This window comes from Deinococcus sp. Arct2-2, from assembly GCF_004801315.1.
Classification (GTDB): Bacteria; Deinococcota; Deinococci; order Deinococcales; family Deinococcaceae; genus Deinococcus.
Map to the genome: position 1 here is coordinate 1 of NZ_SSNW01000019.1, position 16,719 is coordinate 16,719.

The 16,719-nt window shown below is 62.9% G+C and carries 13 protein-coding genes; 8 read left to right on the forward strand and 5 right to left on the reverse strand.

All coding sequences use genetic code 11. From position 1 onward, the window contains the following. Nucleotides 1-340: 340 nt before the first annotated feature. The 5 genes from E7T06_RS09955 to E7T06_RS09975 all read right to left on the reverse strand — a co-directional run bounded on the left by E7T06_RS09955 (nucleotide 341) and on the right by E7T06_RS09975 (nucleotide 6,328). Nucleotides 341-919 (reverse strand): IS630 family transposase, encoded by a 579-nt coding sequence (locus E7T06_RS09955; protein ID WP_136365648.1) that lies wholly within the window; start codon nucleotides 917-919, stop codon nucleotides 341-343. A gap of 4 nt (nucleotides 920-923) precedes the next feature. Next, nucleotides 924-1,256 carry a helix-turn-helix domain-containing protein gene (locus E7T06_RS09960; protein WP_136365649.1) on the reverse strand — a complete coding sequence of 111 codons (333 nt, stop codon included), beginning with the start codon at nucleotides 1,254-1,256 and terminating at the stop codon, nucleotides 924-926. Nucleotides 1,257-1,833: 577 nt separating this feature from the next. Continuing rightward, the gene (locus E7T06_RS09965; RefSeq protein ID WP_136365650.1) at nucleotides 1,834-4,257 is read right to left on the reverse strand and encodes a helicase-associated domain-containing protein; all 2,424 of its coding nucleotides are present in this window, start codon (nucleotides 4,255-4,257) and stop codon (nucleotides 1,834-1,836) included. Beyond that, nucleotides 4,254-4,553: a hypothetical protein gene (locus E7T06_RS09970; RefSeq protein ID WP_136365651.1), complete on the reverse strand. Its 300-nt coding sequence runs from the start codon at nucleotides 4,551-4,553 to the stop codon at nucleotides 4,254-4,256. The genes E7T06_RS09965 and E7T06_RS09970 overlap by 4 nt, the downstream gene beginning before the upstream one ends. A 98-nt stretch (nucleotides 4,554-4,651) precedes the next feature. Next, nucleotides 4,652-6,328 carry a DNA repair helicase XPB gene (locus E7T06_RS09975; RefSeq protein ID WP_136365652.1) on the reverse strand — a complete coding sequence of 559 codons (1,677 nt, stop codon included), beginning with the start codon at nucleotides 6,326-6,328 and terminating at the stop codon, nucleotides 4,652-4,654. 422 nt (nucleotides 6,329-6,750) lie between these two features. Here E7T06_RS09975 and E7T06_RS09980 point away from each other — a divergent pair, with 422 nt between their 5' ends. From E7T06_RS09980 to E7T06_RS10015, 8 genes are all read left to right on the forward strand, one after another. Continuing rightward, nucleotides 6,751-7,737 (forward strand): sugar-binding domain-containing protein, encoded by a 987-nt coding sequence (locus E7T06_RS09980; protein WP_240740953.1) that lies wholly within the window; start codon nucleotides 6,751-6,753, stop codon nucleotides 7,735-7,737. A 624-nt stretch (nucleotides 7,738-8,361) separates the two neighbouring features. Further along, nucleotides 8,362-9,513 (forward strand): ABC transporter ATP-binding protein, encoded by a 1,152-nt coding sequence (locus E7T06_RS09985; protein WP_136365654.1) that lies wholly within the window; start codon nucleotides 8,362-8,364, stop codon nucleotides 9,511-9,513. Next, the gene (locus E7T06_RS09990) at nucleotides 9,513-10,619 is read left to right on the forward strand and encodes an ABC transporter ATP-binding protein (RefSeq protein WP_136365655.1); all 1,107 of its coding nucleotides are present in this window, start codon (nucleotides 9,513-9,515) and stop codon (nucleotides 10,617-10,619) included. Before E7T06_RS09985 ends, E7T06_RS09990 begins: the two co-directional genes overlap by 1 nt. A 37-nt stretch (nucleotides 10,620-10,656) precedes the next feature. Then, complete coding sequence (locus E7T06_RS09995) at nucleotides 10,657-11,541, forward strand: sugar ABC transporter permease (protein ID WP_136365656.1); 885 nt, start codon at nucleotides 10,657-10,659, stop codon at nucleotides 11,539-11,541. Nucleotides 11,542-11,594: 53 nt separating this feature from the next. Next, entirely contained in the window at nucleotides 11,595-12,392 is a 798-nt protein-coding gene (locus tag E7T06_RS10000; protein WP_136365696.1) for a carbohydrate ABC transporter permease, read from the forward strand. A gap of 39 nt (nucleotides 12,393-12,431) precedes the next feature. After that, entirely contained in the window at nucleotides 12,432-12,704 is a 273-nt protein-coding gene (locus tag E7T06_RS10005) for a DUF2160 family membrane protein (RefSeq protein WP_136365657.1), read from the forward strand. A gap of 160 nt (nucleotides 12,705-12,864) precedes the next feature. Beyond that, on the forward strand, nucleotides 12,865-14,631 hold the full coding sequence (locus E7T06_RS10010) for an ABC transporter substrate-binding protein (protein ID WP_205750877.1): 1,767 nt from the start codon (nucleotides 12,865-12,867) through the stop codon (nucleotides 14,629-14,631). Nucleotides 14,632-15,092: 461 nt separating this feature from the next. Next, a complete protein-coding gene (locus tag E7T06_RS10015) occupies nucleotides 15,093-16,646 on the forward strand; it encodes a glycerol-3-phosphate dehydrogenase/oxidase (RefSeq protein ID WP_136365658.1) in 1,554 nt (517 codons plus the stop codon). The last annotated feature ends 73 nt before the right edge of the window (nucleotides 16,647-16,719 follow it).

Below are 16,719 nucleotides of genomic sequence, written 5' to 3' on the forward strand. Positions count from 1 at the left end.
TGATGCGGGAACAGCGAGGCAGGTCTCATATTCGCGACTCAGTTTAATCCCGTATCATCCGGATCGCCGTGCTGTCCCGGGGACGAGCCGTACCGCTCGTCTCACGCGTCCTCGAACATGCCAGCGCTCAGGTCAGTACCGAGCAGCTCCTTCCTGTCCTGGCTGAAACCAAAGGTGAACTTGCTCCGGTGTTGTGGAGGAGGGGTTCAGTCTGAAGAACAATGGAGACTGACATGAGTGCCAGCAAACATACGTACACCGCCAAGTTCAAAGAGGAAGCTGTCCGCTTGGTGATCAGCAACAAGAAGAGTTGCGCAGAGATTGCTCAGAACCTCGGGTGCTAGAGCATTTGACATAAGAAGATATCAGGGAAGGCATGCGTGAACCAGCCGAAGACGTCCCGCAAGGAGACGGCATCCAGGGCGGCCCAAATACTCGAGAACAGCGTCGTCAAGTCTCGCGGGTCTCCAGCACGCACGAGGGCTTTGACCTTGGAAAAAAGCATCTCGATGGGATTGAAATCCGGGCTGTAGGGCGGCAGGAACAGGACCGAACAGCCGTGAGCTTCGATGCGCGTCCGAACGGACGCGCGGTGGTGTGCCGAGAGGTTATCCAGCACCACGACCTGTCCTGGACTGAGTGCAGGACACAACACCTCCTGCACATACCACTCAAAAATGGTTCCGTTGACGGCCCCCTCAATGATCATTGGCGCACACGGGCCGGCGGCCTGCACCGCACAGATCAGCGTGTGGTTGCGGCCCCAGTTGCGCGGCACTGCGCAGTGGGCGCGCTGGGTCCGGTGTGCCCGTCCGTAGGGACGGGTCATCGCCGTGTTGAAGCCACTCTCGTCAACGAACACCAATCGTGCAGGCGCTTGAAGGTAAGGTTTCAGATCGTTCAGGAACTGCGTGCGCAGTTCCTCATTCCGCTCGGACGCGACCCGCGTTTTTTTTGTAGGTGATGCCGTGCCGGGCGAACACCCGGTCCACGGTGCGGTAGCTGATCTTCAACCCGGTCTTCTCCTCCAACAGGCGGGCATGTTCTTCCAGGGAGGCGTCCGCGTCCTCCTCCAGCAACTGGAGGAGGATCTGTTCGTGTTCCGTTTGTACCGTCCGTCGACGTCCACTGGGTGACTTAACTTGATCCAGTGTCCCGGCGGCGTGCTTCTTGAGGTACAACTGAACCGTTTGCAGCCCGACCTGGAACGTCCGTGCCACACTCTGAAGGTCGCTTTCTTGTAAGGCGAGCAACATAAGTGCAACATAAGTGCCATGACCGGACCGACCCCTGGGGCCGACGTCAACACGGTGTACGTGACTTGGGACTTCAAATCGTGTTGCACGGCGTTCTGAAGGGCATGATCCAACTGTTCTCGGCGTCCTTCGAGATGCCCTCCGCCATCACCAGTGCCGGACGCCCTCCACCGTCGTGCAGAGATCAATCGGACGCCACCCTAAACCCCGCCGGGGTTCCCGCTGACGCAGTTTCTCGGCCAGGAGGGGGCTGAACCTGATCATGCGCGCAGCGTCTCCTGGCTGACCTATTGGGCCGCGGTGATGGAGCACTGCCTGAACAGCTCGGTCACAGAGGGGAAACCAGTGCTGCAGCTGTCTGGGCGTGCTGAATGATCGTCATCGAAAAGCGGTGGCGGGAGGGCTTGGCACCGGTTACGGCGGGTCCGCCGCCCCTGAACCGGTTCAGGCAACACAACCGCTGCGCCGCATACATGCGGAGCCTGGAGGGATCGGCTGGAGGGGGTCACGGCCCCACCAAGTGTTAACTGCATATTGCCGCCCCTGCACCCTTGCTGCTCAGGACATCTTGCCCCGCCTAACGGATCGCCAGCCCCAAGATGTACTGAATCCGGATGCGCTCGTCCTCGCCGGATTTCAGTTCGCGGGCTTCGAGGTAAGGCGTGGAACCAGCGCGGTCCACCCGGAGGGGCCGGAATTCTTCTAAGCGGCGTTTGCCCGCCGTGATCCGGCTGCCGTACCAGCCCGAGCCGACAGATTTTTCTTCGTTGTACTGGATCAAGAGGTTGTGGCCGTTGCGAATGGCTTCTTCTAAAAACTCGCGCTTCTTGCGGGTGTCCGTGATCATCAGCAGGTCAGAAGCTGTGCCCTGCGGGGCGACAATCTTGCGGTTCGGGGCGAGGCCCAGGATGTTCAGCGCGGCCTCTAGGGCGGCTTCTTTGCCCGCCTGCACGGTAAACAGAGTGGGGCCGAGGCTGGGGCCGATGAAGTCTTTCAGGGCCGGATGCTGCGCGAGGGCCTGCGCCTGTGGGTGCTGAATCAGCGTGACCGCAGCGACGCTGGGCGGCGGCACCGAGCCGCTCCAGACGCCGAGTTGCAGGCGCAGGGGAGCGGGCAACCGCCCGACACTGCGGGCCTCCAGATCGGTGAGAAACGAAGTGGGGAGGCCGCCGGGAGGGGTGGGCCGGACAGTGTACTTGTCTTGTCCAGCGGGCACGACGCGCCCTTCCAACAACTGGCGGGTCAAGAAATCTTGTTCGCCCGTGAGACTAAATGAGCCGTCCGCGCCGAATTTCAAGGTTTTTGCGGGCGCTTGGTCGTAATTCAGGATATTGACGCCTGCTTGAATCTGCTGCTCTGGCCCCAGCATCCGCAGGGTCTCGCCTACTGCCGTTCCGCCGGACGCGAGCGCGGCGTCCCGTTCGGCGCGGGTGGGATATTCCAGCAGCGTGACGCCCTGATGCAGCGTCAGGCGCTCCCGCCGCGCCGCCCAGTCCTGAATGGTGCGCTGCATGCTCGGGGCCAGCGGCGTGGCCGAACCTGCCTGCAAGCCGCCCAGCAGGTCAGCGAGGCTCAGGCCGTGTTCCAGCGCGGCGTACACGCTTTCGCGGGTCAGGCGGTAGGTGGCAGTTTGGGCATCAAAGCGCACCGCCTCTGCCGCTTGCAACAGCGCAAATTGGGGCGGCTGAAGCTGGGCCGGATAGACCAGCAACTCGAAATTGGGTTGCAAAATCCAAGCGGGCGGCGCGGGCACGGCGGGCGTCAGTTCGGGCGTGCTGCTGTGTTTCAGAGGAGCAGTCGGCACCACCACCGCAACGCCGTTCCGTTGCTCCACCCTGACCAAGCCGAACTCGGTCAGGGTGCCGCGCAGGGTCGCGCCGAACCACAGGGGCCAAACTTGCGGGGTCGTCGCGGGCCGGTGAATCAACCGGCTGTAGTCGTAGGTCTGAACGCGCAGTTCTGCCGGAATGACCGCGCTCATGACCCGCAGCAACTCGGCTTCGGTGGTGGCGTGGGGCAGATCCCGCAGCAAGGCGGCCATGCAGGAACGCAGCGCCCCACCCTGCGGCATTCGGTATTCTTCGTCTTCGGGCCGCTGCAACACGCCCACCAACTGCGCGAGGCGGCTCTGAAGGGCTAGCGGGCCAGCCTCAGCAAACGCCCGCGCCTGCTCTGCCCGCACCTCCAGTTGCTTGCCCGCCGCGTCCAACTGCACCACGCCGAGCTGCTGCGCCGTCACCAACCAACTGCCGGTGTCCTCTAGGGCGGGCAGCAGTTTGCTCAGTTTGCCCAGCGCCGATTTGTTGAAGGTGCCCGCTTGGGTCACGCCTAAGCCGCCCAACAGCCGCAGGCCGCGCAGGAGTTCCTGAAGGTGCAGCGCCAGCCGCGCCGCCGCCTGCGGAGGGCTGGGCGCTTGGGCCGGGTCGGCTTTTTTAAGTGTGACGGTCAGGGGCGCGGCCCCCACTTCCGGCAACCGCGACAGCAAGCGCGGGTCGGCCAGCACCCACGAGGGCGGCAAGTCTGGAAAAGGCCGGTGCCGGTAGTAGGCATAGGCGTCGCGCAACCAAGGATTCGGCACCGACGCCGGAACCAACAGGCCATCGGCGAACAGTGTCCAGAGCAGATCGGCCCCTGCAAACTCCGCCCCCTTGTACCCCTCGAATAGATTCGACGAATAGGGATCGAGCTTGATCGGCGGCGCAGGAAGGCCGCGCAGCCGCGCAAAGCTGTACAGCGCCCAGCCGTCCATCACTCCGCCGTGACGCCGTACCTCGCTCAGCAGTTGCAGCTCGGTGGGATGCAGGCGGGCGGCCAGCGCCTCCAGCCGTCCGGGATTGGCAAAAGTCATGTTCAGCGCGTCCCGGCTGGCGACCTTGCCGTTCAGTCCTTTTTCGCCGCTGTAGCGTTTGGCCACCCGGTTGAAGTGACTTGTTCCCAACATGTCGGCCAGCTGCTCCACTCGCAGCGGGGAAATCAATGTCGCTGTTTCCCTTGCGGTCATCCACCCACCACCCTCGGCAAGTGGCCCGCCTTGCGGAGGGCGTCCAGCACTGCTTTTTCACTGCCGGGGATCAGCAGGGCAAAGGTGGGGCCAAGCCGCGAAACGAGTTGCCCTGCAAGGCGGGCGTCCAGCAGCAGCGCGTCCAAATCGGCGCTATCCTGCACTTCCAGCACACTCAGCGGGCGGTGCGCCACCACCGTTTGCACGCCGGACAGCAGCGGCTGGGACGGGGCAGCGGTGAGCGGCGTTTTGGCACGCTTGGGCGGTGCGGTGCGTTTTTTTGGGGCGTCGGTCATGCAGGCTCCGGGGCGAGAACAAGAGGAGAGGGGGTCAGGGAGAGACGCTAAATGCAAACGAGTGCTGAAGGCAAAAGAGTAGTTCTCCTGAATCAGGGTCAAACCTCATGCTCATCCAGAATGCCGTAAGAATACCCCTGCGCCGCCAAGAACAATTGGCGGTGGTGGGCAAAATCTTCTTCGCTGGTTTCGCGGGTCACGAGCGAATAAAAGTAAGCGGCGCGGCCATCGGCTTTGGGCCTCAAGAGCCGCCCCAACCGCTGGGCTTCTTCCTGCCGCGAGCCAAAGGCACCCGAAACCTGAATCAGCACCTCGGCGTCGGGCAGATCGAGGGCAAAGTTGCCGACCTTAGACAGGATCAGGGTCTTCAGGCGGCCTTCCCGAAAGGCCTGAAACAAGTCTTCCCGCGTGCGCTGTGGTGTCTTTCCCGTAATCACGGGGGCCTCCAGATCAGCACCGATCAGGTCCAGTTGGTTCAGAAATTGCCCGATAATCAGCGTGGGCAGTCCCGCGTGCCGCGCCATGACCTGCGGCAACACCGTGCGTTTGGCGGGGTTCTCGGCGGCGATGCGGTGCTTGTCGGCGTCCGGGGCCACCGCATAGGTCAGGCGTTCGGCGGGCGGCAAGCGCAGGCGCACCTCTAGGCAGTGGGCCTGCGCGATCCAGCCCTGTTCTTCCAAAGTTTTCCACGGCTGGTCGTAGCGTTTAGGCCCGATCAGCGCGAACACGTCGCTCTCCCGCCCGTCTTCGCGCACGAGGGTGGCGGTGAGGCCCAGACGCCTGCGGGCCTGCACTTCGGCCGTCAGGCGAAACACCGGGGCGGGCAGCAGATGCACTTCATCATAAATAATCAGGCCCCACTCGGACGCGCCGATCAGCGCCAGGTGCGGATAAGCGCCCACATCTTCACTCAGGCTGCCCCGCTTGCGGTGGGTGAGCATCTGGTAGGTGCACAGCGTGACCGGGGTCAGCGGTTTGCCTGCGGCGTACTCGCTGACTTCGTCGGGCATCAGCTCCGTTTTGCCCAGCAGTTCGCGGTGCCACTGGTTCACGCTGGTGCGGTTGGTGGTCAAGATCAGGGTGCGCTGCCCCACCAGACTCATGGCGACCAGGCCCACCACTGTTTTCCCCGAACCGGGGGCCAAGACCACCACCCCCGAACCGCCCTGGTCGCTGCCCGCGCGGTAAAAGGCCTGGGCGGCTTCCCACTGGTACCCGCGCACCTGAAGCGTGGCCGTGAGCTGCACGGCGAGGGCGTTGCCGTCGGTGTACCCGGCCTGATCGTCCACCGGCCAGCCGACTTCGATCAGTTCTTGTTTCAGCACGCCCCGGTGCGCCGCCGGAACAGTCACGACTGTTGGTGACATCACCTCACCCAACAGCGGCTTGATGCCTTTGTGGCGCGTCAGTTCGGTCAGGAGGGCTTCGTCTCCGGCCATGACGATCAGCAGCAACATGGAATCGTACTGCTCCAGTCTCAAGCGCCCCCAGCGGCCCGCCAGTTCGCGAATATCGGTGGCCACGTTGTCGGGCAGCGGAAATTTGGCGTGCCGGGCGAGGGCGTCCACCATCGCCTCTGCCGTGACGCCCGCGCTGGCCGCATTCCACAGGGACAGCGGCGTGACCCGGTAGGTGTGGAGATGCTCGGGGCTGCTGACCAGCTCTGCAAACGGCGCGATGTCCATCCGCGCCGCTTCTGCCCGCGGGTTGAACGCTTCTAGGAACACACTGCGGTCGGCCTGCACAATGAGTGGATTCGACGGGTCGAACGACATGGGGGAAGTTTGACAGGTTGCGCTGCCTTAGGAGTGGTTCGGACAGGCTGGCGTGATGCGGCGGACTGGACAGGCGTGACCGGTGAGGGGCCTGCTGAAGGGGCGCAAGCCTCTGTTCTCTGGGCGTGTCTCTGGGCGGGAAGAAATTCTGGTGCCTGCCGTGGTGTCCTTTCTCGCAGGGCGCACCCCGCAGGGGGAATCAGTCCAGTGTCGTACACCCTCTCCAACGCAGGTCTCGAGCAGTGCTGGGAGGCCTAACGCAAGCCGGGCAAACTTCTGGGTGCTTCTCTGCAGCAAGCCGACCTCACTGCCCTCCACGGACCAAAGCCAACTTGGACGGTGTGCCGTGCTCAGCAGGGCGCAGGACCCCAGACGGGGGCCTTTGTTCCTTGGGGGAAGCGCGCCGTATGCTGGCCCAACGCATGAACGATCATTCCCCGCTTCGGTTCAGTGCCTTGTCTGTTCAGGCTGTTCAAGTGGCCCGTCTGTATTACGTTCAGGGGCTAACGACTGGCGCCATTGCCAAGGAGCTGGGCCTCTCACGCCCCAAGGTGTCGCGGCTGCTGGCTCATGCACGGCGAAGCGGGCTGGTTGAGATCCGTATTCACGACCCGGAAGGCAAAGCCCAAGGCCTGCAAGCACAACTGCAGCTGCGGTATCCCTTTCTCCAGGTTCAAGTGGTGGGTGTGCCGCCGGGCAGCAGTGAGGAAGTCTGGGCCGAACGCACCGTCACCACTGCGGCGAGGCTCCTCAATGATCTGCTGCAACCTGGGATGCGCGTTGGACTGGCGTGGGGCAACACCATGAGTGCTGTGAGCCACGCCTTGACTCCCCGAATCGTCTCAGACGTGCTGTTCGTGCAACTCAACGGATCGGCCAGTGCGGCCGACTTTATGGACGGATTTGTCACCGATACCATCTTGCGCTTTGCCCGCAACTTTTCGGCCGGCGCGCAGCTGTTTCCTGTCCCCACCTTTTTCGATGACCCGGCCACCAAACAAGCCATGTGGCGGGAGCGCAGTGTGCAGCACGTCTTGGCGCTTCAGGAGCGGGCCGATATTTTGATGTATTCGGTGGGAAGCCATACCGCCAGCACCCCCAGCCATGTGTACAGCGCCGGGTACCTGGATGCCGGTGACCTCCACGCGCTGAGTGCTGAGGGCGCGGTCGGTGATGTGGCCACAGTGTTCTTTCGTGCCGACGGCAGCCACCACGGACTCTCGCTCAATGCCCGGGCCAGCGGTCCCGATTTGTCGCTGCTTCAGCGCGCCAAGGAATCGGTCTGTGTGGTCAGCGGCCTCGGCAAAGCCGCCGCCCTGCATGCGGCCTTGCAGGGAGAATTGATGCGCCGCCTGATCGTGGACGAGATGACCGCTCAGGCGGTGCTCAACCTAGATCAACCGGCCTAAGAGAAGCGGGACGCTCGGCCTGCAGGGCTTGACGTCGAAGGCGGCCTGAAGCTGTACCCAGGAGAGGACTGGGCTAACGGTTGAGCCGAGAGTCTGTACTCCACGTTGGCCGCACAGGTCAAACTGCATGGGGATGATGTGGGTTTCTCTGGGCGCGCCGAGCGTGATGCGGGCGCCGATCACCTCAACAGGCAGTCGACGTTTCCCGCAGTGACCTGCTGTGCGGAGACCTGAGATGAGCCGGCTCCTTGACGGGTCCAGGGCCTCCGGCTGGATCTCCCCAGTCCGTGTGGGCCGAGTTCACGGCTGACTCCCTCCCTCTCGATCCTTATCCGTGCACGCTCCCGGGCAAGCGGGGCAGTGCTGTTCAGCTGCGCTCCGGAGCGGCGTGATACGGCCCAGACTTGCCGGGTGACCCCCGGGCCAACTTCCCCTCTTGAACATACGTTCACGAGGGGGTACTCTCTGTTCACGCAACCTACATCACCATTGCAATGGCCTAGCAGCAGCTTTCGCCCGCTTGACCGTCGTCGTTTGAAGCCTGCTCAGGAACGGACTTCAGCTGCTTGACTCCCGTTCAAGGAGAACCATGCTCTCACTGCTGGCTGTGTTGTGGCCTCCCCGATGACCCTGACGTTAGACAATATTGTCAAGCAAGTGGGGACACAGACCCACTTGTACCGGATGTCGCTCACCCTGCAGCCGGGTTTGAACGTGCTGCTGGGCCCCACACTGGCTGGAAAAACCTCGCTGATGCGCCTCATGGCCGGGCTGGATCGGCCGTCAAGTGGGCGCATTGTGGTGGATGGTCAGGAGGTGACGCACCTCAGCGTACAGCAGCGGTCAGTGGCCTTCGTGTACCAGCAGTTCGTCAATTATCCCAATTTCAGCGTCTATGACAACATCGCCTCGCCGCTGAAACTTGCTGGTCTGGCTCCTCACCTGATTCGTGACCGGGTGCAGTCGGTGGCCACATTGATGCACCTGGAGCCGGTGCTCAAACGCCTGCCCGCGGAGCTCTCGGGGGGCCAGCAACAGCGGGTGGCCATTGCCCGCGCGTTGGTCAAGGAGGCCAGTCTGTTGCTGTTCGATGAGCCGCTGGTCAACTTGGATTACAAGTTGCGCGAGGAACTTCGGGCGGAGATGAGCGAGATTTTTGCTCGCCGGGAGGCGGTGGTCGTGTACAGCACCACCGAACCCTTTGAAGCGCTGACGCTGGGCGGCCAGGTCGCCGTGCTGAGTGAAGGCCGGTTGCTCCAGCAAGGCAGCGCCCTGGAGGTCTACCATCACCCCGAGACGGTGCGGGTAGGGCAGGTCTACAGCGACCCCCCGATGAACCTGCTTGAAGCTCGGCTCACAGCAGGCCGGGCCACCCTGCTCAGCGGATTGGAATTCGCGTTGCCCGCTCACATGGCGGGACTCGACGGCCTCTACCGGTTGGGGGTTCGGGCCAATCATGCCGGTCTGCAGCCCAGCGGCCCGGATAATCTGCAGTTGGCTGTCCGGGTGGATTTGGCCGAGTTGTCGGGCTCAGAGACGTACCTGCATACCACCCTCAGCGGCGCAGAGTTAAGCGGGACAGCTCAGGGGGTGCCGCCCCATGCTGCCCATCTGGTTGCGCAGTTGCCCGGGATTCACTCGGTCACTCCCGGCGAGCAGGCCACTTTGTTTGTTGACCTGCGGCGGATGTTCGCCTTTGATGCACAGGGCCAGTTGGTCGCTGCCCCGCAGCGTCTGCCTGTGGCGGCGGCGCAGCACCCTCTGGGAAGCCGCTGATGGCCCGCATAGAGCTGGACGGCTTGGCCCATGCCTACGGCCCCCGTCCACAGCAGCCCGAAGATTACGCGTTGCGGCCCATGACCATGACCTGGCAAGACGGCGGCGCCTACGCGCTGCTCGGCCCGTCCGGGTGCGGCAAGACGACCCTGCTCAACATTATTTCTGGGCTCGTGCGTCCCACTCAGGGCCGGGTCTTGTTTGATGGACGGGATGTGACGGAGCTACCGACGGAAGCGCGCAACATCGCTCAAGTGTTTCAGTTTCCGGTGATTTACGACACCATGAACGTGCACGACAATCTGGCCTTCCCGCTGCGCAACCGCCGAATACCGGAAACGGAGGTGCGCCGCCGGGTAGGACAGGTGGCCGAACTCCTCGAGCTCACAGGTGACCTCAAGAACCGGGCCAGCGGACTGTCGGCCGACATGAAACAAAAGATTTCGTTGGGCCGGGGACTGGTGCGCAAAGACGTGGCCGCCATCTTGTTCGACGAACCGCTCACCGTGATCGACCCGCACCTGAAATGGCAGCTGCGCAGCAAGCTCAAGCAAATTCACCACGAACTGAAACTCAGCTTGATCTACGTGACCCACGATCAGGTCGAGGCCCTCACCTTTGCAGATCAGGTCGTGCTGATGTATGAGGGCGCCGTGGTGCAGGCGGGCACCCCTCAGGCTTTGTTCGAGGAGCCGGAGCATGTCTTCGTCGGCTACTTCATTGGCAGTCCGGGCATGAACCTGCTGCCGTGCACCTTGGCTGAGGGCGCAGCGGGCCTGATCCAAATCGGCGGCGCCTCCAGTGCACCGGTGCAGCTTCCGGTCGCGGCGCAGCACTTGGAGCGGGCGCGTGACCGTGGGGCGCTGACCCTCGGGATTCGGCCTGAATTTTTGGGGTGTGACAATGCGCCGCGGCCGGGCGCCGTGCCTGCAGTGATCGAGCGGGTGGACGACCTCGGCAATTACAAGATGGCCACCGCTACCCTCGGCGGCCAGACCCTCCGCGCCAAATTGCCTGAAGACGCCGCTGTGGTGCCCGGCGCAGGTTGGCTGAGCTTTCCCCCCGAGAAGACCAAGCTGTACGCCGACTCCATCATCGTCCGCTGACACAGCGGCGCCAGTCCAGCAGCGGCAGGAGAAACAGATGAAGACACGCAACAACAAAGCTTGGTTTCTGGTGCTTCCAGTGGTGCTGTCCGTGGCCTTCAGCGCCGTTGTTCCGCTGATGACCGTCATCAATTATTCAGTGCAGGACATCATCGGGCCAGACCAAAAGGTGTTCGTGGGGTTGGAATGGTTTAAAGAGGTGCTGCGCGATCCAGACCTGCATGGGGCCTTCCTGCGTCAACTGATCTACACGCTGGTGGTGCTGGCCATCGAGATTCCGCTGGGCATCCTGATCGCCCTGTCCTTGCCTGCACGCGGCTGGAAGGCGTCGCTGTCGCTGGTGCTGATCGCCCTGCCCTTGCTGGTGCCCTTCAATGTGGTGGGCACGATCTGGCAGATTTTTGGCCGCGCCGATATCGGGCTGGGGGGGCACTTGTTGGCCAGTTTGGGCCTCAATTACAACTACGCCACCAATCCACTCCACGCGTGGCTCACCGTGATTTTGATGGACGTCTGGCACTGGACGCCGCTGGTGGCCCTGCTGTGCTACGCCGGTCTGCGGGCCATTCCCGAAGGCTATTATCAGGCTGCCAAAATCGATGGCGCGCGGGCCTGGGCCGTGTTCCGGTTCATCCAACTGCCCAAGCTGAGCGGCGTGCTGCTGATCGCGTTGCTGCTGCGCTTTATGGACAGCTTTATGATCTACACCGAGCCGTTCGTCCTCACGGGCGGCGGGCCGGGCAATGCCACCACCTTCTTGTCCATCTACCTCACCAAATTGGCTGTCGGGCAGTTTGACCTCGGGCCAGCGGCGGCGTTCAGTCTGGTCTACTTCCTGATTATTCAGGTGGTCAGTTTTGTGCTGTACACCGTTATTCAGCGCACCACCAACCCCGCTGCTCCCCGGCAGGACACCCCATGAAGGCGGCCCTGCCCCGTGCCACGGCCCTGAAGACGCCGCACCTGCGTCCCCGGATGCGGCCCGGAAGCGTGTTGTTGCCGGTCTATTTCATCTTGCTGATGCTGCCGATCTACTGGATGATCACCATGAGCCTGAAGACCAACGAGGAGATTCTGGCAGGGTTTAGCCTTTGGCCCAGGGCGGTGACCTTCGAACACTACCGGGAGATTTTTACGAATCCTGCCTGGTACTCCGGCTACCTCAATTCCCTGACCTATGTGGCGCTCAACACGGTGATCTCTTTGGTCATCGCGTTGCCCGCCGCCTACGCCTTTTCCCGCTACAGCTTTCAGGGTGACAAACACCTGTTCTTTTGGCTGCTGACCAACCGGATGGCCCCGCCGGCTGTCTTCTTGCTGCCGTTTTTCCAGCTCTACCAGACCGTGGGCCTCTTCGACACCCATATTGGGGTGGCTCTGGCCCACTTGCTGTTCAATGTGCCGCTGGCCGTCTGGATTTTGGAAGGGTTTATGAGCGGCGTGCCCCGCGAGATCGATGAAACTGCCTATATCGATGGCTACAGCTTCGGGCGGTTTTTCTTCCGGGTGTTTATCCCCTTGGTGCGCAGCGGTATCGGCGTCACGGCCTTTTTCTGCTTCATGTTCAGCTGGATCGAGTTGTTGCTGGCCCGTACCCTGACCAGTGTGGACGCCAAACCCATTGCGGCCGTCATGACCCGTACCGTCAGCGCGTCCGGCATGGACTGGGGCCTGCTGGCCGCAGCGGGCGTCTTGACCATCGTTCCAGGGGCGCTGGTGATCTGGTTCGTTCGCAATTACATCGCTAAAGGCTTTGCCTTAGGACGGGTTTGATGCGCCTGGCCCTGCGCCGTGCACAGAGGAGGAACTGAGATGGCTTGGATGGCTTGGACTTGGCCCACCGCCGTGTTTATCGCCCTGATCATCGGTGCCATCGCCGTGCTGACGGTCATGGATCTCCGGTCACCGCCCGTGACCCGCAAGGGATTTTTGCCCATCGAAACCGACCGGGGCGACCGGTTCTACATCGCCATGCTCGGTCTGCTGGCCATCAACCTGACGTGGTGGGGGGTGACGGACGCCAGTCCGCTGATCGGGCTGGGCCTGTCACTGCTGTGGTTGGCCGTGACCATGCGCTGGGGCTAGTTCACCCGAACACTTTCCGTGGGTACGCGGGCGAACCTTCCCTCCGCGACGATCTGCCCGGAAGCCGGTGAAGGCCCGAACCGTTTCGAGACTGTGGTGAGCGTGTCTCTGTCACCACCAGGCAGAAACGCTCTCTTGGGGCGCCAGCTGTGGAGGAAGTATGAACAAACGTCAACAGGGTTTTATCCGGAAGAGTGTGCTGGTCAGTGGGGCTTTGGCGGTCGCTGCGGTGGCCACCATGATGGTGAACGCTCAGGGCACAGCTTCGAGTACAGCCAATACAGCGGCAGCCACCAAGTGGATCAACGCGGAGTTTCAGCCCTCCACCCTCACCAAAGCCCAGCAGATGAAAGAAATGCAGTGGTTTATCACTGCAGCCAAGCCCTACCGGGGCATGACCATCACAGTGGCCTCCGAAACCCTGACCACGCACAAATACGAGTCTGAGGTGCTGGCCAAAGCCTTCACGGAGATCACGGGCATCAAGGTCAAACACGACCTGATTCAAGAAGGCGACGTGATCGAGAAACTGCAAACCCAGTTTCAATCGGGACGCACCATTTATGACGCGTATATCAACGATTCAGATCTGATCGGCACGCACTTCCGCAACGATTACGTCCTGCCGATCAGTGATTACATCAAAGGCGCGGGAAAAGCGGTCACGTCCCCGACGCTCGACCTCAAAGATTTCATCGGGATCAGCTTCACCACGGGCCCAGACAAAAAGCTGTATCAACTGCCTGACCAGCAGTTTGCCAACCTGTACTGGTTCCGGGCCGATTGGTTTGCACGCCCGGATCTGAAGGCCAAATTCAAGGCCAAGTACGGCTATGAGTTGGGGGTTCCCGTCAACTGGAGCGCCTACGAGGACATTGCGAACTTCTTTACCAACGACGTCAAAACGATTGACGGCAAAAAAGTCTACGGTCACATGGACTACGGCAAAAAAGATCCGAGCTTGGGCTGGCGCTTTACGGACGCGTGGCTGAGCATGGCCGGCAACGGAGACAAAGGCACGCCCAACGGGTTGCCCGTCGACGAGTGGGGGGTACGGGTACAGGACTGCCATCCTGTTGGTTCCAGCGTCACCCGTGGGGGCGATACCAACGGCCCCGCCGCCGTGTACGCCCTGACCAAATACGTGGACTGGCTCAAAAAGTATGCGCCGCCGGAAGCCGGAGGCATGACCTTCTCGGAGTCGGGTCCGGTGCCCGCGCAGGGCAACATCGCCCAGCAGATCTTCTGGTACACCGCCTTTACCGCCGACATGGTCAAAAAGGGCCTGCCGGTGGTGAATGCCGACGGCACCCCGAAATGGCGGATGGCGCCCAGTCCGCACGGCTCGTACTGGCGGGAAGGCACCAAGCTGGGCTATCAGGACGTGGGGGCGTGGACGTTCCTGAAAAATACGCCCGCCAACAAAACCGCCGCCGCGTGGCTCTACGCCCAGTTCGTGACCGCCAAGACCACCAGCCTTAAGAAAAGCATCGTGGGCCTGACGTTTGTGCGTGACAGTGATATTCGCAGCAAGTACTTCACCGACAATGCCAACAAATACGGCGGGTTGATCGAATTTTACCGCTCGCCGGCCCGGGTGTCGTGGTCTCCGACCGGCACCAACATTCCCGATTATCCCAAGATGGCGCAGCTGTGGTGGCAGGCCATCGCCCCCGCCGCGGCCGGTGAAGTGACGCCGCAGCAAGCGATGGACGGGTTGGCGGAGGCCCAGGACAAGGTGCTGGCCCGGCTGCAGCGTGCAGGCATGAAGCGCTGCGCCCCGATCATGAATCCCGAAAAAACCGCCCAGTACTGGTTCGATCAGCCTGGCGCCCCTTATCCCAAGCTGGCCAACGAGAAGGAGAAGGGCCAAACAATCGCGTACAACACCTTGCTTGACGCTTGGAAAGCTGGCCGCGTGCGCTAAGCAGGCGGAAAGCGGCCACGGCCATCACACGCCTTGGCCGCGAGGGCATGGGCCACAACGGGAGGAACGCCTGGGCCGTTCCTCCTGTGCCATTGGGTCATGGCCGTGCAGAAACCTTCCAACTGTGTGGCAGTCAGCACCACACTTTGAACGCCAGCCGCCGTGCCCAAATCGGTGCCGAGCCCGCCGTTTATGCTCAGTCTGAAACCGCCGCGCCAGAGCGGAACGAATCAAGCTGCCCTCCGGGCCACCTGAGCCGATCGGTGGGCAGCTAAAGCATGGCCCTGCAGCGCTGTTCGGCAGCGCAACCGGACGAGAGGCTGAAGGGTCGGACTGCTCCCGCTCCCCGAGTGGCGCAGCAGTCCTTGACCACATGGTTTTTATTCAAGGCAGAGCAGCAGGGTTGATGCTGCCTGTCTGCTCCTCATTTCCCCGTGTCCAGAACGGCAAAGGAACCCACCATGAAACGTGCGGCAATATTGAACGAGATTGAAAGCACCCCCTCGTGGGATGTGCTGGTGATCGGGGGCGGGGCCAGCGGCCTGGGCACTGCCGTTGAAGCGGCCAGCCGGGGCTACCGGACACTGTTGACCGAGGCCCACGATTACGCCAAGGGCACCAGCAGCCGCAGCACCAAGCTGGTGCACGGCGGCGTGCGCTATCTGGCCCAGGGCAACGTCCCGCTCGTACGCGAGGCGCTTTACGAGCGCGGCCTCTTGAAACGGAATGCGCCGCACTTGGTTCACGAGCTGGGATTCATCGTTCCGGCTTACGACTGGTGGGCAGGCCCCTTGTACGGGATCGGCCTCAAGCTCTACGACCTGCTGGCCGGAACACTGAACCTGCAGCGCAGCCGCCTGATCGGGGCCGCCGAAGCGCTGGCCTTGGCCCCCTCCCTTAAGCCAGCAGGCCTCAAGGGCGGCGTCTTGTATTTCGACGGCCAGTTCGATGACGCCCGGCTGGCCATCACCTTGGTGCACACGCTGAAAGACTTGGGCGGGGTGGCGCTCAACCACGCGCCGGTCACGTCCTTGCGCAAGGACAGCGCAGGCAAAGTCGTGGGCGCTACCCTGCTCGACCGGGAAACGGGGCAGCACCACGGCGTGACGGCCAAGGTGGTCGTCAACGCGACCGGAGTGTTTGTTGACGCGGTTCGGCGCCTGGACGATCCGGACGCGCAGGACATGCTGTCCCTCAGTCAAGGCGTGCACCTGGTGGTAGACCGCACCTTCCTCCCTGGACAGAGCGCCGTCATGGTGCCGCGTACAGACGATGGACGCGTGCTCTTTGCCGTGCCGTGGCACGGCCACGTGGTCATCGGCACCACCGATACCCCAGTGCCGCAGGCCAGTCTCGAACCTCGGGCGCTGCCTGCCGAAGTGGATTTTATTCTCCAGACAGCGGCGCAGTACCTGACACCGGCGCCGACTCGGGCGGACGTTCAGAGTGTCTACGCCGGGCTGCGTCCGCTGGTCAAGGCGGCGCAGGGACGGGACACCAAGTCTTTGTCCCGCGATCATGTGATCCGGATTTCAGGCAGCGGCCTGATTACCCTGACCGGCGGCAAATGGACCACCTACCGCCGAATGGGAGAAGACACCATCAACCGTGCGGCGGCGCAGGCGAACTTGCCGGCCCGGATGAGCGGCACGCCCGCCCTCCACCTGCATGGTTGGACGGCCGATGCCCCGAGCGGCCACTGGAAGGTCTACGGTTCGGACGCGGCCCGCATTCGTGCCCTAGAGGGCGCTGACACGCTGCTGCATCCCCGACTGCCCTATACCGAGGCGGAAGTACGCTGGGCGGCGCGCTGTGAGCAGGCCAGGACGGTGGAGGACGTGCTGAGCCGCCGGCTGCGGGCCCTGCTGCTGGACGCGCAGGCGAGTGCTGAGGCCGCTCCCCGCGTCGCGGGCCTGCTGGCTGAAGAACTGGGACGCGCGGAAGGGTGGCAGGCTGAACAGATCGGAGAATACGCAGCGCTCGCGCAGCAGTACCAACTCCCCCCCCGCCCGTGACTGGGGCTGCCGATCCCGGAGCCCGTTGTCGGCGGCCACGAGGTTCGCAGACGCCGGAGCCCTCCGGCAGGCC